Source organism: Acinetobacter sp. BIGb0102 (assembly GCF_003815055.1).
GTDB classification, from domain to species: domain Bacteria; phylum Pseudomonadota; class Gammaproteobacteria; order Pseudomonadales; family Moraxellaceae; genus Acinetobacter; species Acinetobacter vivianii.
In genome coordinates this window covers 38,395-51,807 of record NZ_RKQE01000017.1, presented here as the reverse complement: position 1 = coordinate 51,807, position 13,413 = coordinate 38,395, and the positions used below count along the sequence as shown (strand labels likewise).

General features: G+C 42.0%; 15 protein-coding genes. 7 read left to right on the top strand and 8 right to left on the bottom strand.

Annotation, left to right across the window (positions count from 1 at the left end; genetic code table 11):
- The first annotated feature begins 9 nt into the window (after positions 1–9).
- The 4 genes from EC846_RS16775 to EC846_RS16760 all read left to right on the top strand — a co-directional run bounded on the left by EC846_RS16775 (position 10) and on the right by EC846_RS16760 (position 4,149).
- Positions 10–774 (top strand): RsiV family protein, encoded by a 765-nt coding sequence (locus tag EC846_RS16775; protein WP_032863965.1) that lies wholly within the window; start codon positions 10–12, stop codon positions 772–774.
- A gap of 108 nt (positions 775–882) precedes the next feature.
- Positions 883–2,154, top strand: a complete 1,272-nt coding sequence (gene serS, locus EC846_RS16770; protein ID WP_005259226.1) for a serine--tRNA ligase — start codon at positions 883–885, stop codon at positions 2,152–2,154.
- Between the two features lie 67 nt (positions 2,155–2,221).
- The gene (gene cysG, locus EC846_RS16765) at positions 2,222–3,613 is read left to right on the top strand and encodes a siroheme synthase CysG (RefSeq protein ID WP_123775839.1); all 1,392 of its coding nucleotides are present in this window, start codon (positions 2,222–2,224) and stop codon (positions 3,611–3,613) included.
- A gap of 65 nt (positions 3,614–3,678) precedes the next feature.
- Complete coding sequence (locus tag EC846_RS16760) at positions 3,679–4,149, top strand: tRNA (cytidine(34)-2'-O)-methyltransferase (protein WP_004669235.1); 471 nt, start codon at positions 3,679–3,681, stop codon at positions 4,147–4,149.
- A gap of 9 nt (positions 4,150–4,158) precedes the next feature.
- Here the strand turns inward: EC846_RS16760 and EC846_RS16755 are convergent, their stop codons facing one another.
- Together EC846_RS16755 and EC846_RS16750 are read right to left on the bottom strand one after the other, a co-directional pair.
- Positions 4,159–4,539, bottom strand: coding sequence for a VOC family protein (locus EC846_RS16755; protein ID WP_123775838.1), 381 nt, complete (start codon positions 4,537–4,539; stop codon positions 4,159–4,161).
- Positions 4,540–4,556: 17 nt separating this feature from the next.
- Positions 4,557–4,940: a winged helix-turn-helix transcriptional regulator gene (locus tag EC846_RS16750; RefSeq protein ID WP_005259219.1), complete on the bottom strand. Its 384-nt coding sequence runs from the start codon at positions 4,938–4,940 to the stop codon at positions 4,557–4,559.
- 117 nt (positions 4,941–5,057) lie between these two features.
- Here EC846_RS16750 and EC846_RS16745 point away from each other — a divergent pair, with 117 nt between their 5' ends.
- Positions 5,058–5,612: a flavodoxin family protein gene (locus EC846_RS16745; protein ID WP_123775837.1), complete on the top strand. Its 555-nt coding sequence runs from the start codon at positions 5,058–5,060 to the stop codon at positions 5,610–5,612.
- 59 nt (positions 5,613–5,671) lie between these two features.
- Here the strand turns inward: EC846_RS16745 and EC846_RS16740 are convergent, their stop codons facing one another.
- The 6 genes from EC846_RS16740 to rpoD form a co-directional block, all read right to left on the bottom strand.
- The gene (locus EC846_RS16740; RefSeq protein WP_004775199.1) at positions 5,672–7,069 is read right to left on the bottom strand and encodes an APC family permease; all 1,398 of its coding nucleotides are present in this window, start codon (positions 7,067–7,069) and stop codon (positions 5,672–5,674) included.
- A gap of 256 nt (positions 7,070–7,325) precedes the next feature.
- Positions 7,326–8,510, bottom strand: a complete 1,185-nt coding sequence (locus tag EC846_RS16735) for an iron-containing alcohol dehydrogenase (protein ID WP_005259214.1) — start codon at positions 8,508–8,510, stop codon at positions 7,326–7,328.
- Position 8,511: 1 nt separating this feature from the next.
- The gene (locus tag EC846_RS16730) at positions 8,512–9,045 is read right to left on the bottom strand and encodes a hypothetical protein (RefSeq protein ID WP_004775197.1); all 534 of its coding nucleotides are present in this window, start codon (positions 9,043–9,045) and stop codon (positions 8,512–8,514) included.
- 81 nt (positions 9,046–9,126) lie between these two features.
- Positions 9,127–9,780 (bottom strand): lipoyl(octanoyl) transferase LipB, encoded by a 654-nt coding sequence (lipB, locus tag EC846_RS16725; protein WP_005259213.1) that lies wholly within the window; start codon positions 9,778–9,780, stop codon positions 9,127–9,129.
- A gap of 148 nt (positions 9,781–9,928) precedes the next feature.
- Positions 9,929–10,216 (bottom strand): YbeD family protein, encoded by a 288-nt coding sequence (locus EC846_RS16720; protein ID WP_004775193.1) that lies wholly within the window; start codon positions 10,214–10,216, stop codon positions 9,929–9,931.
- A 129-nt stretch (positions 10,217–10,345) separates the two neighbouring features.
- On the bottom strand, positions 10,346–12,232 hold the full coding sequence (rpoD, locus tag EC846_RS16715; RefSeq protein WP_004775191.1) for an RNA polymerase sigma factor RpoD: 1,887 nt from the start codon (positions 12,230–12,232) through the stop codon (positions 10,346–10,348).
- A 347-nt stretch (positions 12,233–12,579) separates the two neighbouring features.
- On the opposite strand from rpoD, the gene EC846_RS16710 reads away from it, so the two are divergent.
- Together EC846_RS16710 and EC846_RS16705 are read left to right on the top strand one after the other, a co-directional pair.
- Complete coding sequence (locus EC846_RS16710; RefSeq protein ID WP_004775189.1) at positions 12,580–12,786, top strand: PA3496 family putative envelope integrity protein; 207 nt, start codon at positions 12,580–12,582, stop codon at positions 12,784–12,786.
- 76 nt (positions 12,787–12,862) lie between these two features.
- Positions 12,863–13,387 carry a YecA family protein gene (locus EC846_RS16705; RefSeq protein ID WP_005227080.1) on the top strand — a complete coding sequence of 175 codons (525 nt, stop codon included), beginning with the start codon at positions 12,863–12,865 and terminating at the stop codon, positions 13,385–13,387.
- Positions 13,388–13,413 lie beyond the last annotated feature (26 nt).

Sequence of the window (13,413 nt, the reverse complement as noted above, 5' to 3'; positions counted from 1 at the left end):
GAGACTTGCATAACGATGAATACTTCACAATTATCAAAACTTGTTCCAATTCTCCCTATTCTGACCGTTGTTGCATTGGCTGGCTGTCAACCTAAACAAGAGCAGAAAGCGACGACAGAAAAAGTGGATATTCCATTGATTCATGCAAAAGTAGTACCGGTCAAACTTCCAAAGCAAAAAGTCTGTCTGGAAGACGGCTGTACCAGTTATGACTTGCAAACAGTTGAAACCAATCAGAAATGGATTGATGAATATTTTGTAAATCGCATGAAAAAAGCTGAACCAAATGCATTTGCAAACCTGACGGATCAACCTGTTAAGGCGCCTGCGGATGAGGCGGCACAGAATGAGAGCAGTACTTATGTGCGTTTTGTAAGTCAGAACTATAATCTGGCGACATTTGCGATTCAAAGCTACTCTTATTCAGCAGGAGCAGCACATGGTATGTCACATCAGGAGTTTGTGAACTTTGATTTGACCAATAAAAAACATATCACGGTGAATGAGCTGCTTAAACCTGATATGAATACCAAGCTGCGTGATGAATTGTATGCCGCAAATCAGAACTGGCTAGAAGAACATAACATCAAGAAAGAACAGTTGCAGGTTAGTGATAACTATTACTATGGCGTGAACGGAATTGTCTTTGTTTACCCACTGTATGAGCTGGCTTCTTATGCTGAGGGAATGAGTGAATTGACCTTGCCCTATTATGCTGCCAAAGAGTTTGTGAAAGCAGAATACTTGCCGAGCTTGCCAAAAGATGCGGGCTAGTTTGAGTGCAGCCTCTACATATCGTGTCTAGAGGCTGCACAAGCGCTGTATTTTTTTAGGTTTAAGCCTTACACTATAGCCAGTTTTTTCCTCTATTCATGATTGATTATGATCGACCCAAAATTACTTAGAAATAATATCGAAGCAGTCAATGCTGCTTTGGCAAAACGTGGTATTCAGTTAAATGTGCAAGAATGGGCTGATTTAGAAGCTCGCCGTAAAGATTTGCAATCCAAAGCTGAAAACTTACAAGCAGAGCGTAATGCTGGTGCTAAACAGGTTGGTCAAATCAAAAAATCGGGTGGGGATGCTTCTGAAATTATGGCGCGTATGGCTGCCATTGGTGATGAAATCAAAGCTGCTGAAGTTGCTTTGGCTGAGTTACAAGCTGAACTTGAGCAAAAATCTCTGGCAATTCCAAACTTGCCAGATGAGTCTGTTCCATTTGGTAAAGATGAGAGTGATAACCTTGAAATCTTGAAATGGGGCACACCACGTCAATTTGATTTTGAAATCAAAGACCATACCGATCTGGGTGAAATGATGGGTGGTCTTGAGTTCGAAACGGCGACCAAATTGACTGGTTCACGTTTTAGCGTATTGAAAGGGCCTTTGGCGCGTTTACAACGTGCTTTGACTCAGTTCATGCTCGATACCCATACGCTTAAAAATGGTTATACCGAAGCATATGTACCGTATTTAGTTAACGCTGATACGCTACGTGGTACAGGTCAATTACCAAAGTTTGAAGAAGACTTATTTAAGCTTCAGGGTGAAAAAGAGTATTACCTGATTCCGACTGCGGAAGTACCAATCACCAACTTTGTACGTGATGAAATTATCGATGCCGATCGTTTGCCGCTGAAATATTCTGCACATACGCCATGTTTCCGTAGTGAAGCTGGTTCTTATGGCCGTGATACCCGTGGTTTGATTCGTCAACACCAATTCGACAAAGTTGAAATGGTGCAAATCGTAAAACCAGAGCACTCTATGCAGGCTCTTGAAGACTTAACTGCACATGCAGAGGGCATTTTGCAGGCATTAGGTTTACCATATCGCAAGATTCTGCTCTGTGGTGGTGACATGGGCTTCGGCGCGGTTAAAACGTATGACCTAGAAGTATGGGTACCGAGCCAAGATACTTATCGTGAAATCTCAAGCTGCTCAAATATGGGTGATTTCCAAGCACGTCGTATGAAAGCGCGCTACCGTGTTGATCAGAAGAAGATCGAATTGGTGCATACTTTAAATGGTTCTGGTTTGGCAGTTGGTCGTACCTTGCTTGCAGTGATGGAAAACTATCAACGTGCTGATGGTTCAATCGAGATTCCAGAAGTTTTACGTCCATATATGGGCGGTGTTAGCTACATCGACTAAACTTTGCATCGATTTTGTGCATAGTTTTTGCTTTAGCTCAATCAGATTGAAAATATAGAGGCATCACGTGGAAATTTTCCCAATCTCTTTAAAGTTGCAACAGCAACGTTGTCTGATTGTGGGTGGTGGGCATATTGCCTACCGCAAAGCAAACTTGTTGGTCAAAGCAGGTGCAATTGTTGATGTCATTGCACCTGACATCATTCCTGAATTACATCAGCTTGTTGAGCAATCGACAGGGCAATATATTCAATTGCCTTTCTCTGAAAATGTTCTGACAACAGCCTATCGCTTAGTGATTGCGGCAACAGACCAGCCTGACGTTAATAAAAGCGTATTTGAACAGTGTGAACAGCGCAATCTGCTGGTGAATAGTGTGGATGATATTCCACATTGTCGTTTCATGGTGCCTGCGATTATTGATCGTTCGCCCTTGGTGATTTCGGTCGCTTCCAATGGCGCATCGCCTGTTTTATCCAGACAGTTACGCACTCAGATTGAAACCATTGTGCCGCATGGGATGGGCAAACTGGCTGAGTTTTCTGGTCAATGGCGTAAGCAAGTCAAAGCCAAAATTGCCAATCCAGATGAACGTCGTATCTTTTGGGAAAACTTGTACGCCAGCCCACTGAAAGAGCAGGTCTTTAATGACAATCTTGATGTTGCCAATGATCTGATTCAGCAAGCTTTGACTGAATGGACGGCACCAAAAGGTGAGGTGTATTTGGTCGGCGCGGGGCCGGGCGATCCTGAGCTTTTGACCTTAAAAGCATTGCGTTTAATGCAGCAAGCGGATGTGGTGATTTACGACCGTCTCGTATCTGCGCCCATTTTAGATTTATGCCGCCGCGATGCTGAAAAGATTTATGTCGGTAAAGCTCGCTTTAATCATTCGGTTCCACAAGATGGCATCAATGCTTTATTGGTGGAATATGCTCAACAAGGTAAACGTGTTTGTCGCTTAAAAGGTGGTGATCCGTTTATCTTTGGTCGTGGTGGGGAAGAGATTCAGGAACTGGTTGAAGCCAATGTCACCTTTCAGGTCGTTCCCGGTATTACCGCGGCTTCTGGCTGTTCTGCATATGCAGGCATTCCACTCACCCATCGTGATTATGCGCAAAGTGTACGGTTCTTGACAGGACATTTAAAAGAAGGCTCGCCTGAGCTGCCGTGGAATGAACTGGTCTATGAAAACCAAACGCTCGTTCTATATATGGGGCTGGTCGGTTTGGAGCGCATTTGTGAGCAATTAATTGCACATGGTCAGCGTCCAACTATGCCAGTGGCTTTAATTTCAAAAGGCACCACACCTGAGCAAAAAGTAGTGGTAGGTACATTGGCGGATATTGCAACTAAGGTATCTGAACATCAGATCGTAGCGCCAACTTTAACCATTATTGGTGAAGTGGTCAGTCTACGTGAACAGTTAAAATGGCAATCCCTCCCAACCTCCCTTTAAAAAAGGGAGGAGTCCCCCTCTTTAAAAAAGAGGGGCTAGGGGAGATTTTAAAGTAGAGAAAATTTGTGATTCATGTCGTCCTATACGAGCCTGAGATTCCAGCGAATACAGGTAATATCATTCGTCTATGTGCCAATACAGGTGCGCAACTACATTTGGTCAAGCCTTTAGGTTTTGAGCTGGATGATAAAAAGTTGAAACGTGCAGGTTTGGACTACCATGAATGGGCAAGAATGCAAATTTGGGACAATATCGAGCTTTGCCTTGCTGATTTAAAAGCGAAGGGGGTGGAGCATGTCTTCCCATTGACGACTAAAGGCAGTGCGACACCGCATACCGTCGATCTGAATCGTCCAGTTGCCTTATTGATGGGGCCTGAAACCCGTGGTTTACCTGAACAGGTACGCCTGATGTTTCCGCAAGAGCAGTGGATTCGTTTGCCAATGGCGGAAAACTCAAGAAGCTTGAATCTTTCTAATGCGACAGCCGTGATTGTCTATGAAGCATGGAGACAACAAGGTTTTAAACAACTTTAAGTTCGCAGCTTAGAGATCACCATAAGGGCTTGCAACCACCAGTGTGTAACCATTGAGGTCTCTAAACCAGATCTCCCGATGATGCGCATTGGGATTGTATTTAGGGCCTTCTAAAATTTCGACTTGATGGGTTTGTAGTTTTTGTACAATCTCATCAAATCGATTGCTTTCAAACCACAATAAAACGCCGTTGCCAATCAGTCGCTTGGGATCACCAATATGTGGATGCTCATGTGCTTGCCATTGATGCAACTGCAACACCATACGTTGTTCAAACAGTAACTGTTCATATTCTTTGCCGCCATGACCACTTTCTAGGCCAAGTATTGTCTGGTACCACTGACTGGTTTTCTCAACATCTGCAACTGCAATTAAAGGTTGTGGATACATATTCGTACCTCATTGTGTTATTCGATCTCTTGTTCTTGTATCGAATCAAAATGTTGTTGAGCATAGATGACCTGTTCGATATTACTTTCAGCCCAATCTTTTAATTGATACGCCATTTCTGCAACTTCTAAGCCGAGTGGAGTGAGTGAGTAATCAACCCGGATCGGTGCGGTATTCTGGACTTGCCGTTGAATAAAGCCATCACGTTCCAGCATTTTGAGCTTCTGAGACAATACTTTCGGTGAAATGCCTTGAATACTTTTTTTCAGTAAATTGAAGTGCTGAGTCTCTCGGGCAAGCACATTGATAATCATTAAAACCCATTTATCTGCAATTTTTTCAAAAAATAAACGTGCAGGACAATGTTGTTGATAAATATCATATTTTAATGCCTGATTCATTTTAAAACCCTCAATTTTTTCAACTGAATATCCCTAGTTACCAAATGGTAACTAATTGACACCTAGTTTCTAAAATATATCATTAAATCGAACTTTTTAAAAATTCTGGATAAATCCATGACAAAAATTGCGGTTGTATATTTCTCTGGCTATGGCCATACCAAAGTGATTGCTGAAACCTTTGCGGGTGCAATTGATGCCTCTCTGATTGAAATTGATCAGAATGGTGAGATTAATGAACAAGACTGGCAAACGCTTAATGACGCACAAGGTATTGTTTTTGGTGCACCAACCTATATGGCAGCAACGCCTTGGCAGTTTAAGAAATTTGCTGATGCCTCTTCTAAAATCTGGTTTACCCGCGGCTGGCAAGATAAGGTTTTTGCGGGCTTTACCAACAGTGCGAGTTTGAATGGTGATAAGCAAGTCACCTTAATCCAGTTACAAACTTTGGCATCACAGCATGGTGGAATTTGGGTGAGCTTGGGTTTATTGCCAGCCAATACTAAAGCGGCTAAACGTGAAGATATCAATAATTTGGGTGGTTCGGTTGGTCTGTTGGTTCAGTCACCGTCAGATGCCAGTGTCGATGAGATTCCAACAGGTGATTTAGAGACTGCGAAGCTTTACGCTCAACGTGTGAAAGCAATTGTTGAAAAGTTGCATGGTTAAAATGAAACAGAGTAAAAAAGGCGCATTGAGCGCCTTTTTTATTTTAAATCGGATGAAGATTAGTGTTTGTCATCAAATTCATTATGTTGTGGTGCGTTGTATTTAAAGCCTTTGGTTTTATAACCCAAGTATAAAATACCAAACATTGCCCACCATAAACCGAACTTCAATGCCGACTCTTCAATTTCAAGCCACATTGCAAAGATGCTGATAAAGCCGAGCAAAGGAATAATCACAAAGCTGATAATATCTTTCAGGTTTTTAGTTCGGCCATCTCGTAATGCATATCGAGAAATAACAGACAGGTTTACAAAGGTAAATGCTGTCAGTGCACCAAAACTAATCATTGAAATAACAATATCCAGATCCATAAAGCCCGCAGTCAATGCGACTAAACCGACAATGATAATGTTATACGACGGTGTAAAAGTCTTCGGACTAATATGACCGAAAATCTTCTTGTTGATCACGCCGTCTCGACCCATCACATACATTAAGCGAGAAACGCCTGCATGTGCAGAAATCCCTGACGCCATGACCGTTACAATTGCAAAAGCAAGTACGTAAGACTGGAATAATGAACCGCCGACCAAAAGCAGAATCTCAGGTTGAGTTTCAGCGATATTGGTGAAATACGACTTAGGATCATTCGGGAAGTAAATCTGCATAAAGTAAGTGCTAATAATGAAAATAACACCAGCAAATAATGCAGTCAGGAAAATCGCTTTCGGTAAGGTTTTTTCTGTATCTTTGGTTTCTTCTGCCAAAGAGCTGAGAGAGTCAAAACCTGTAAATGAGAAGCAGAGTAGGGTTGCACCTGTAATTAATGCACCAACCGAGGTCAGTTCATTCCAGAAGGGTTCCATACTCCATAACTGATAGCGGGTTTCAGCCGTAATCGCGCCATCCGCATTGATTCCCATTTGCAATTTGTCATAAACCAGATAGGTAAATGTCGCAATCACAATCAACTGTACCAGTACAATCCAGCTATTAAAGTTGGCGACAAAACGGGCACCACGTAAGTTGATCCCTGTCATAAATGCAGTGAGCACAACTACCCAGACCCAGTGATTTACCGTTGGGAATAAGGCTTCAAGATAAATCACCGCCAAGATAATATTGACCATCGGGGAAAGTAAATAATCCAGCCAAGATGACCAACCCACCATGAAACCTACATTGGGATGAATTGATTTTTGTGCATAGGTATAAGCCGATCCTGATGATGGGTATCGACGAATCATGTGACCATAACTGATTGAAGTAAATAAGATTGCAATCAGGGCAACAATATAGGAGGTCGGAACATGGTGATGACTTTCTTCCGAAACCAATCCGAAAGTGTCAAACAAAGTCATGGGTTGGATGTAAGCTAAACCAATAATGATAATGTGCCAAAGACCGAGTGTCTTTTGCAGCTTAGCTACCGATGGAGTCCCAGAGATATTTGTCAACGGCGTTATCCTCATAATCGTTGATCAAGGATCAGCTATGGTTTAAGGATCATTTGAGACGAAATGATCCCCCCTACAGAAAAAACGAAGTGCGCCAATCTATCGTAAAATGCTATAAATTGGCAGTACTTTTACACTTTTTTTAGCAACTTTTTTGCCAAAAGGGTAAACAAAAAGATGAATAAAGATTCACTGAAATAAAATAAAGCCTCAAAATTGAGGCTTTATTCCAATTAAAATTATTTAATTCAATGTATTACCATGCTTTTTGCAGAATTGCACGAATATCTTGCAGGTTTGCTTCTTTTGGATTGTAAATGATTGAGCCATCATTCAATGCCTTTTCAGCCACTTCATCCAGTTGTGCTTCGGTGACTTTACCAGTTTCACGTAAGGTACGTGGTAACTTGGTTAGGCTAAATAAGCGGTCACGCATGGCAAGAACCGTCGCAATGGCTTTATCTGCACGGAGATTAGCTGGTGTTTGTGCATAAATATCTGCACCTGCAAGTGGAAGCAGTAATTCACCAATCTTGTCGCCATTGATCTCTTTGTTATATTCGAGCACGTATGGCAAGAATAGGTTCATGCACAATCCATGCGGCAGATGAGCAACGGCACCAAGCGCATGACCCAGTGAATGGACTAAGCCAACCATTGAGTTTGAGAAAGCGATCCCAGCCATTGTTGATGCTTGAGCAAGCTCTAGACGACCTTGTGCATCACTTGGATTGTCTAAAACTTTAAACAGGTTTTCGCTGATCTTTTTAATCCCTGCGCTTGCATAGGCGTCACTAAGCGGATTGGCTGCTAAACAGGTATAGGCTTCAACACAGTGCGTCAGTGCATCCATACCTGTCATAGCTGTCAAATGCGGTGGCAAGGTTTGGGTCATGCGTGGATCCAGAATCGCAGCATGTGGCATCAAATAGTAAGAGGCAAAAGCCAGTTTTACATTGCGTTGCGTATCGGAAACCACAGCGACCATGGTCACTTCTGAACCTGTACCAGAAGTGGTTGGAATCACGAAGAATGGTTTTAGTGGTTTTGGTAGATTGTGCGCACCTGAATATTGCAACAGGTCATCGCCACCTTCAGACACCAAGATGTTGGTTGCTTTAGAGGTATCAATGACTGAACCACCACCAATCGCAATGATCGCATCACATTTTTGCTTGCGATATAGTTCAGCAGCGAGGCGAACCACTTCCAGACTTGAATCGGGTGGCACATCATCAAAAATCGCGCCAATGACTGCATCGGTTGTGCTGAAAGCAGCTTCAATTGGGCTGAGTAAACCATTGGCACGCACGCCTTTATCGGTAATGATCATTGGGCGTTTTGCACCTAAAGTCGCTAGTTCAAAAGGGATGTGCTCTAACGCAGCGTTACCAGCAATGACTTTTACAGGACAGAAAAACTCGTAATAAGGCTTAGCCATGTTATGCGCTCCGTTTCAGATATGATTTTGCGACTTTAAGATAAATATTTTTTGCACCTGCGAATTTTTCTTTTAATGTCAATTCAGCAGGGTAGCGTTTCACAGCAAGTGAAGCGATCAATTTTGGTAGGATCAAAGCTTCCATTTTATTCAGGCAACGCACTAGACGAATGGCGCTGGAGACATCACCATCAGCGATCATACGGTCATTGGCAAAGGCTTGAGCTGTACTTTCCTGAAATGAAAATACCAGAAAGGCATGGGTCAGATGTTTGAAAGTAATGGTTAAATCTGGCTTGCCTTTGTAGTTTGGCAGAAGCTCTAATTGTTTTTCTTCGGTCACTCGAGCAATGAATGCTGGCCCATTTGGAAAAACATTCATTGAAAGGATAAAACCAACAGGAAACTTGGACACTTCCTCTTGTACTTCACGATCCACTTGGCTTGCCATTACGAGGCCACGACCCACGACATCCATCATGAGTTTGACATAGGCAAATTGCAAAGTGGGCTTCACTGCTTTGGTTGAAATCACTTGCTCATCCCTTATTAAAATTATGCAAAAGCTAATTTAGAGCTTTTACTCTAATTTATTTTGTCGGGATTGAAAAGTAAATTATTCAGATTTGACTACAAGGTCATTAAAGAAGTCGGTATTTTTTAAATAAGCAATGAAAGTATCACAGAGCTGTTCAAAGCTTGGATAATCTTCAAGTAAGTCTTGCAGGCGCACCATTTCTAAACCTGCATAGCCACATGGATTAATGGTTTGAAAGCCTGTTAAGTCACAGTCAATATTGAGCGCAAGACCATGATAGCTACGTCCACGACGGATCTTAAAGCCTAGTGAGCCGATTTTTCGTCCATCTACATACACCCCTGGGGCATCAGGTTTGGCATAGGCATCGATATTGTACTGTTTGAGCAGGTCAATCATGGCTTGTTCAGCAAAACTCACCAAAGTACGGACATGCCATTTCAAGCGATTTAGATCCAGAAGAAAATAAGCAACCAGCTGGCCTTTGCCATGCCAAGTCACTTGACCGCCACGATCTGTATGAACAATTGGCAGGTTACTGTGCATGAGGATGTGCTCGGCTTTACCTGCTTGACCTTGGGTCAAAACATCCTGATGTTGTAATAACCAGACTTCATCAGGGGTGTTTTCATCACGATGTGTGGTGAAGTCTTTCATGGCTTCAAAACGAGTCGTGTAATCTTGTAGATCATTGAAACAACGAATGATTAAGCTTGGTTTTACAGCACTCATTACAACAGAATTTCCTTTGCAATTTTTAATGGGACAGTGGCGTAATTATGTAATGATTTTGAGAAGATAAATAGCGATTTATCAACAGGAAGGATATTATTTTTACGCAAAAAAAATCCAAAACACTTTCGCATTTTGGATTTCTCTATTAAAGCGCTGTCTTGATTAAAGGACAGGCTGCAAGATCAGCATATAACGCATGAACTTGTTCCAGCTCTTCAAAGCGTAATTGGGCTGTTAAAGAGTGGTATTTACCTGTACGTGAAGGCTGAACTTTTACTGAGTTGCCATCAAATTCAGGGAAGTGCTTCTGCAAAATATCAACAACAGCGACTCGAAGTTCATCCCCTGCATTACCAATCAATTTGATTGGATAGTCCATTGGGAAGACCCAAAGATGTTCTTGTAATTCACGAGAAGGAGTGCGGTCTAACATGAGCAACCTCTTAATTTGAAACGCCTGCATCAGTGCAGGCGCTTTTGATCTAATACATAGATGGGGATGAAGTATTGAACTTCAAGTCTTGAATAAGGGCTTTAGCCCTCACTCAAGATGTCCCAAAGATTAGTCGTTTTCCAAGAATGAACGTAAGTGTTCAGAACGAGAAGGGTGGCGAAGCTTACGTAATGCTTTCGCTTCAATCTGACGAATACGTTCACGTGTAACGTCAAACTGTTTACCTACTTCTTCTAAAGTATGGTCGGTTGGCATGTCGATACCAAAACGCATTTTCAATACTTTCGCTTCACGTTCAGTCAAGTTTTCAAGCACTTCACGCGTCGCTTCTTTCAAGCCTTCCGAGGTCGCAGCATCTACTGGAGAAGTGATGTTTGAGTCCTCAATGAAGTCACCAAGATGCGAATCTTCATCATCACCGATCGGTGTTTCCATCGAAATCGGTTCTTTTGCGATTTTAAGTACTTTACGAACCTTAACTTCGTCCATTTCCAGACGTTCACCTAATTCTTCAGGTGTAGGCTCACGGCCCATTTCTTGAAGTAGCTGACGAGACACACGGTTGATTTTGTTGATCGTTTCAATCATGTGTACTGGAATACGAATGGTACGTGCCTGATCCGCAATCGAACGGGTAATCGCCTGACGAATCCACCAAGTTGCATAAGTCGAGAATTTATAACCACGACGATATTCAAACTTGTCTACGGCTTTCATCAAACCGATGTTACCTTCCTGAATAAGATCGAGGAACTGTAAACCACGGTTGGTGTATTTTTTCGCAATCGAAATTACCAAACGCAAGTTGGCCTCAACCATTTCTTTTTTGGCACGGCGTGCTTTCGCTTCACCCACAGCCATACGTTTAGAAATCTCTTTGATGTCTTTAACGTTTAAGCCAAGGTCTTTCTCGATATCGGCAATCTTTTGTTGGAATGCCAATACGTCTGGACGTACTTTTTCCAAATGTGCTTTGGTTTCAGCAGGTGCTTTTGCAATCTGTTCATCTAACCATGCAGGATTCGATTCTTGCTCTGGGAAGGTGGTACGGAACTGGTTACGGTCCATACGACCACGACGCACTGCATAACGCATGATTTCACGTTCATTTGAACGAATTTGTTCATGCGTACCACGAATCATTTCTGAAATGATTTCAAACAGACGTGGCGTAAATTTGAACATCATGAACACAGCAGCAAGCGCTTCGAGTGCCGCTTTCGCTTCTTCACTGTTACGACCGTGTTTTGCCACAACTGTTTTTGTTTCGTTCCAAGCCGCTTCTAATTCTGAGAAACGAACTTTAGCAACTTCTGGGTCTGGACCTGAATCACCTTCAGAGTCATCATCACCTTCAGATTCTTCTTCTTCGTCATCATCATCAAGTTTGACGTCTTTGGCTTTAGAAGAATCTTTCTCTTCATCTTCTTCTTCAATCTCAGCTTCTTCCAGAACTTCTGGAATTTCTTCGTCAGTTTCCGGATCTAAATAGCCAGAAAGAATATCGGCAAGACGACGTTCGCCAGTTAAAAAATCATTATATTCTTGTAAAACAACTTCAACAGCATTTGGCCAGTAAGCAATCGAATGTAAAACGTCACGAATACCTTCTTCGATGCGTTTTGCAATGCTAATTTCGCCTTCACGTGTAAGAAGTTCAACTGTACCCATTTCACGCATATACATACGTACAGGGTCAGTGGTACGACCAGGCTCACTTTCAACCGATGCTAATACGGCAGCAGCTTCTTCTTCGGCAACTTCGTCAGCAGCTTCGGTTGATTCACCAAACATGGTGTCATCAGTTTCTGGCGCACGTTCATGCACTGGAATACCAACGTCTTGAAGCATCTGGATGATGTCTTCAATCTGCTCACTTTCCGTAATTGAGTCTGGTAGATGATCGTTAACCTCAGCGTAAGTTAAATAACCTTGCTCTTTGCCTCGGCTAATCAGAGCCGCTACTTGCGAAGTAGGGGAATTCATATCGCTCATCTTTGCTTACTCTTTTGTTGAATCTGTGGCGGTGAAAAACCGTGCATGATAGCACAATTCACGATGAATGTTTTGGATTTGATCCGTTTGCTCTAAATAAAAAATAGATTTGATTTCACGTTTGTTCATTGAATATGGGGTTAAGTCATAATTTTTCAAGCGTAATTCCTGTTTAAAGAACTTTTTTCATTGTTGATGTCCCTGGATTATAAATACACAAAAAAACTGCCGAAAAAAAGTACAAAACACGGTTTTATGGTAAAAAAAACAAATAAAACTTGACAAGGTGGGCCAAGACCGATAAATAGCGGCTAGACCCATTAACATTTTTTCATTAGAGGTACTTAGTGTCTTCTACAGATTTTGAACTAGATGATGATAACTACGGTGAAGATGATGTTGGTTTTGATGAGTCATCAGGAAAAATCAGCGCTAAAGAATCATTAGAAAAGCGCCGTTTAATTGATGACCTTTTAGCTCAACGTCGTTTAGAACGAGAATTAAAAGATTTTGACTATGATTTCGACGATGATGACCTTGACGACGAAGACTAAGCGAAATTGCTAAGACTTCACGCCCGAAAATGTTATGCTGTTGCCGATGTATTTTTAAAATTGGATTAAACAAAGAATGAGCACGTTAGATTTAGACTTATTGAGTAATTATCTTGACGGTGATCAAAACGAATACGGTCTAGATTTTGCAGCGACTCATGGCTTTTTGTGTGCAATTGCCGTTGGTCCACAATTTGACCGTTGGTTAGATGAACTTTTCGAAGGTAACCATAAAAAACTTCCTGCTGAAGTGCTTGAGCAGGTGAAGCTTTGGTTGGAATCTATTCGTCAGGATTTAGCCAATGAAAATGGAATCGAGTTTCCATTTGAAATCGAAGAAGCTGATGTTGAGTCAAGCTTAGGCGATTGGAGTGTTGGTTTTGTTGATGCAATGTTCCTCAATGAAGATGCATGGTTTGCGCCTGAGTTTGAAGAACAGTTGATTGACTTAACCCTACCGATCATGGTCTTTAGCGGAATTGATGAAGAAGATCCACAAATGGAATCTTTCCGTCGTAATGGCCAGCTCATGGATGAATTGGCAGAAGAAATTCCTGAAAACTTGAATGAACTCTATTTGATGTATCATACGCCAGCGTAATGCTACATCTGGAGCAGCTTAAAAAA

Excerpts from the sequence above, each read along its gene's own strand:
- serS (WP_005259226.1), top strand. The coding sequence starts at position 883 with ATGATCGACCCAAAATTACTTAGAAATAATATCGAAGCAGTCAATGCT.
- EC846_RS16755 (WP_123775838.1), bottom strand. The coding sequence starts at position 4,539 with ATGTATCCACAACCTTTAATTGCAGTTGCAGATGTTGAGAAAACCAGT.
- EC846_RS16750 (WP_005259219.1), bottom strand. The coding sequence starts at position 4,940 with ATGAATCAGGCATTAAAATATGATATTTATCAACAACATTGTCCTGCA.
- EC846_RS16745 (WP_123775837.1), top strand. The coding sequence starts at position 5,058 with ATGACAAAAATTGCGGTTGTATATTTCTCTGGCTATGGCCATACCAAA.
- EC846_RS16735 (WP_005259214.1), bottom strand. The coding sequence starts at position 8,510 with ATGGCTAAGCCTTATTACGAGTTTTTCTGTCCTGTAAAAGTCATTGCT.
- lipB (WP_005259213.1), bottom strand. The coding sequence starts at position 9,780 with ATGAGTGCTGTAAAACCAAGCTTAATCATTCGTTGTTTCAATGATCTA.
- EC846_RS16720 (WP_004775193.1), bottom strand. The coding sequence starts at position 10,216 with ATGTTAGACCGCACTCCTTCTCGTGAATTACAAGAACATCTTTGGGTC.
- rpoD (WP_004775191.1), bottom strand. The coding sequence starts at position 12,232 with ATGAGCGATATGAATTCCCCTACTTCGCAAGTAGCGGCTCTGATTAGC.
- EC846_RS16705 (WP_005227080.1), top strand. The coding sequence starts at position 12,863 with ATGAGCACGTTAGATTTAGACTTATTGAGTAATTATCTTGACGGTGAT.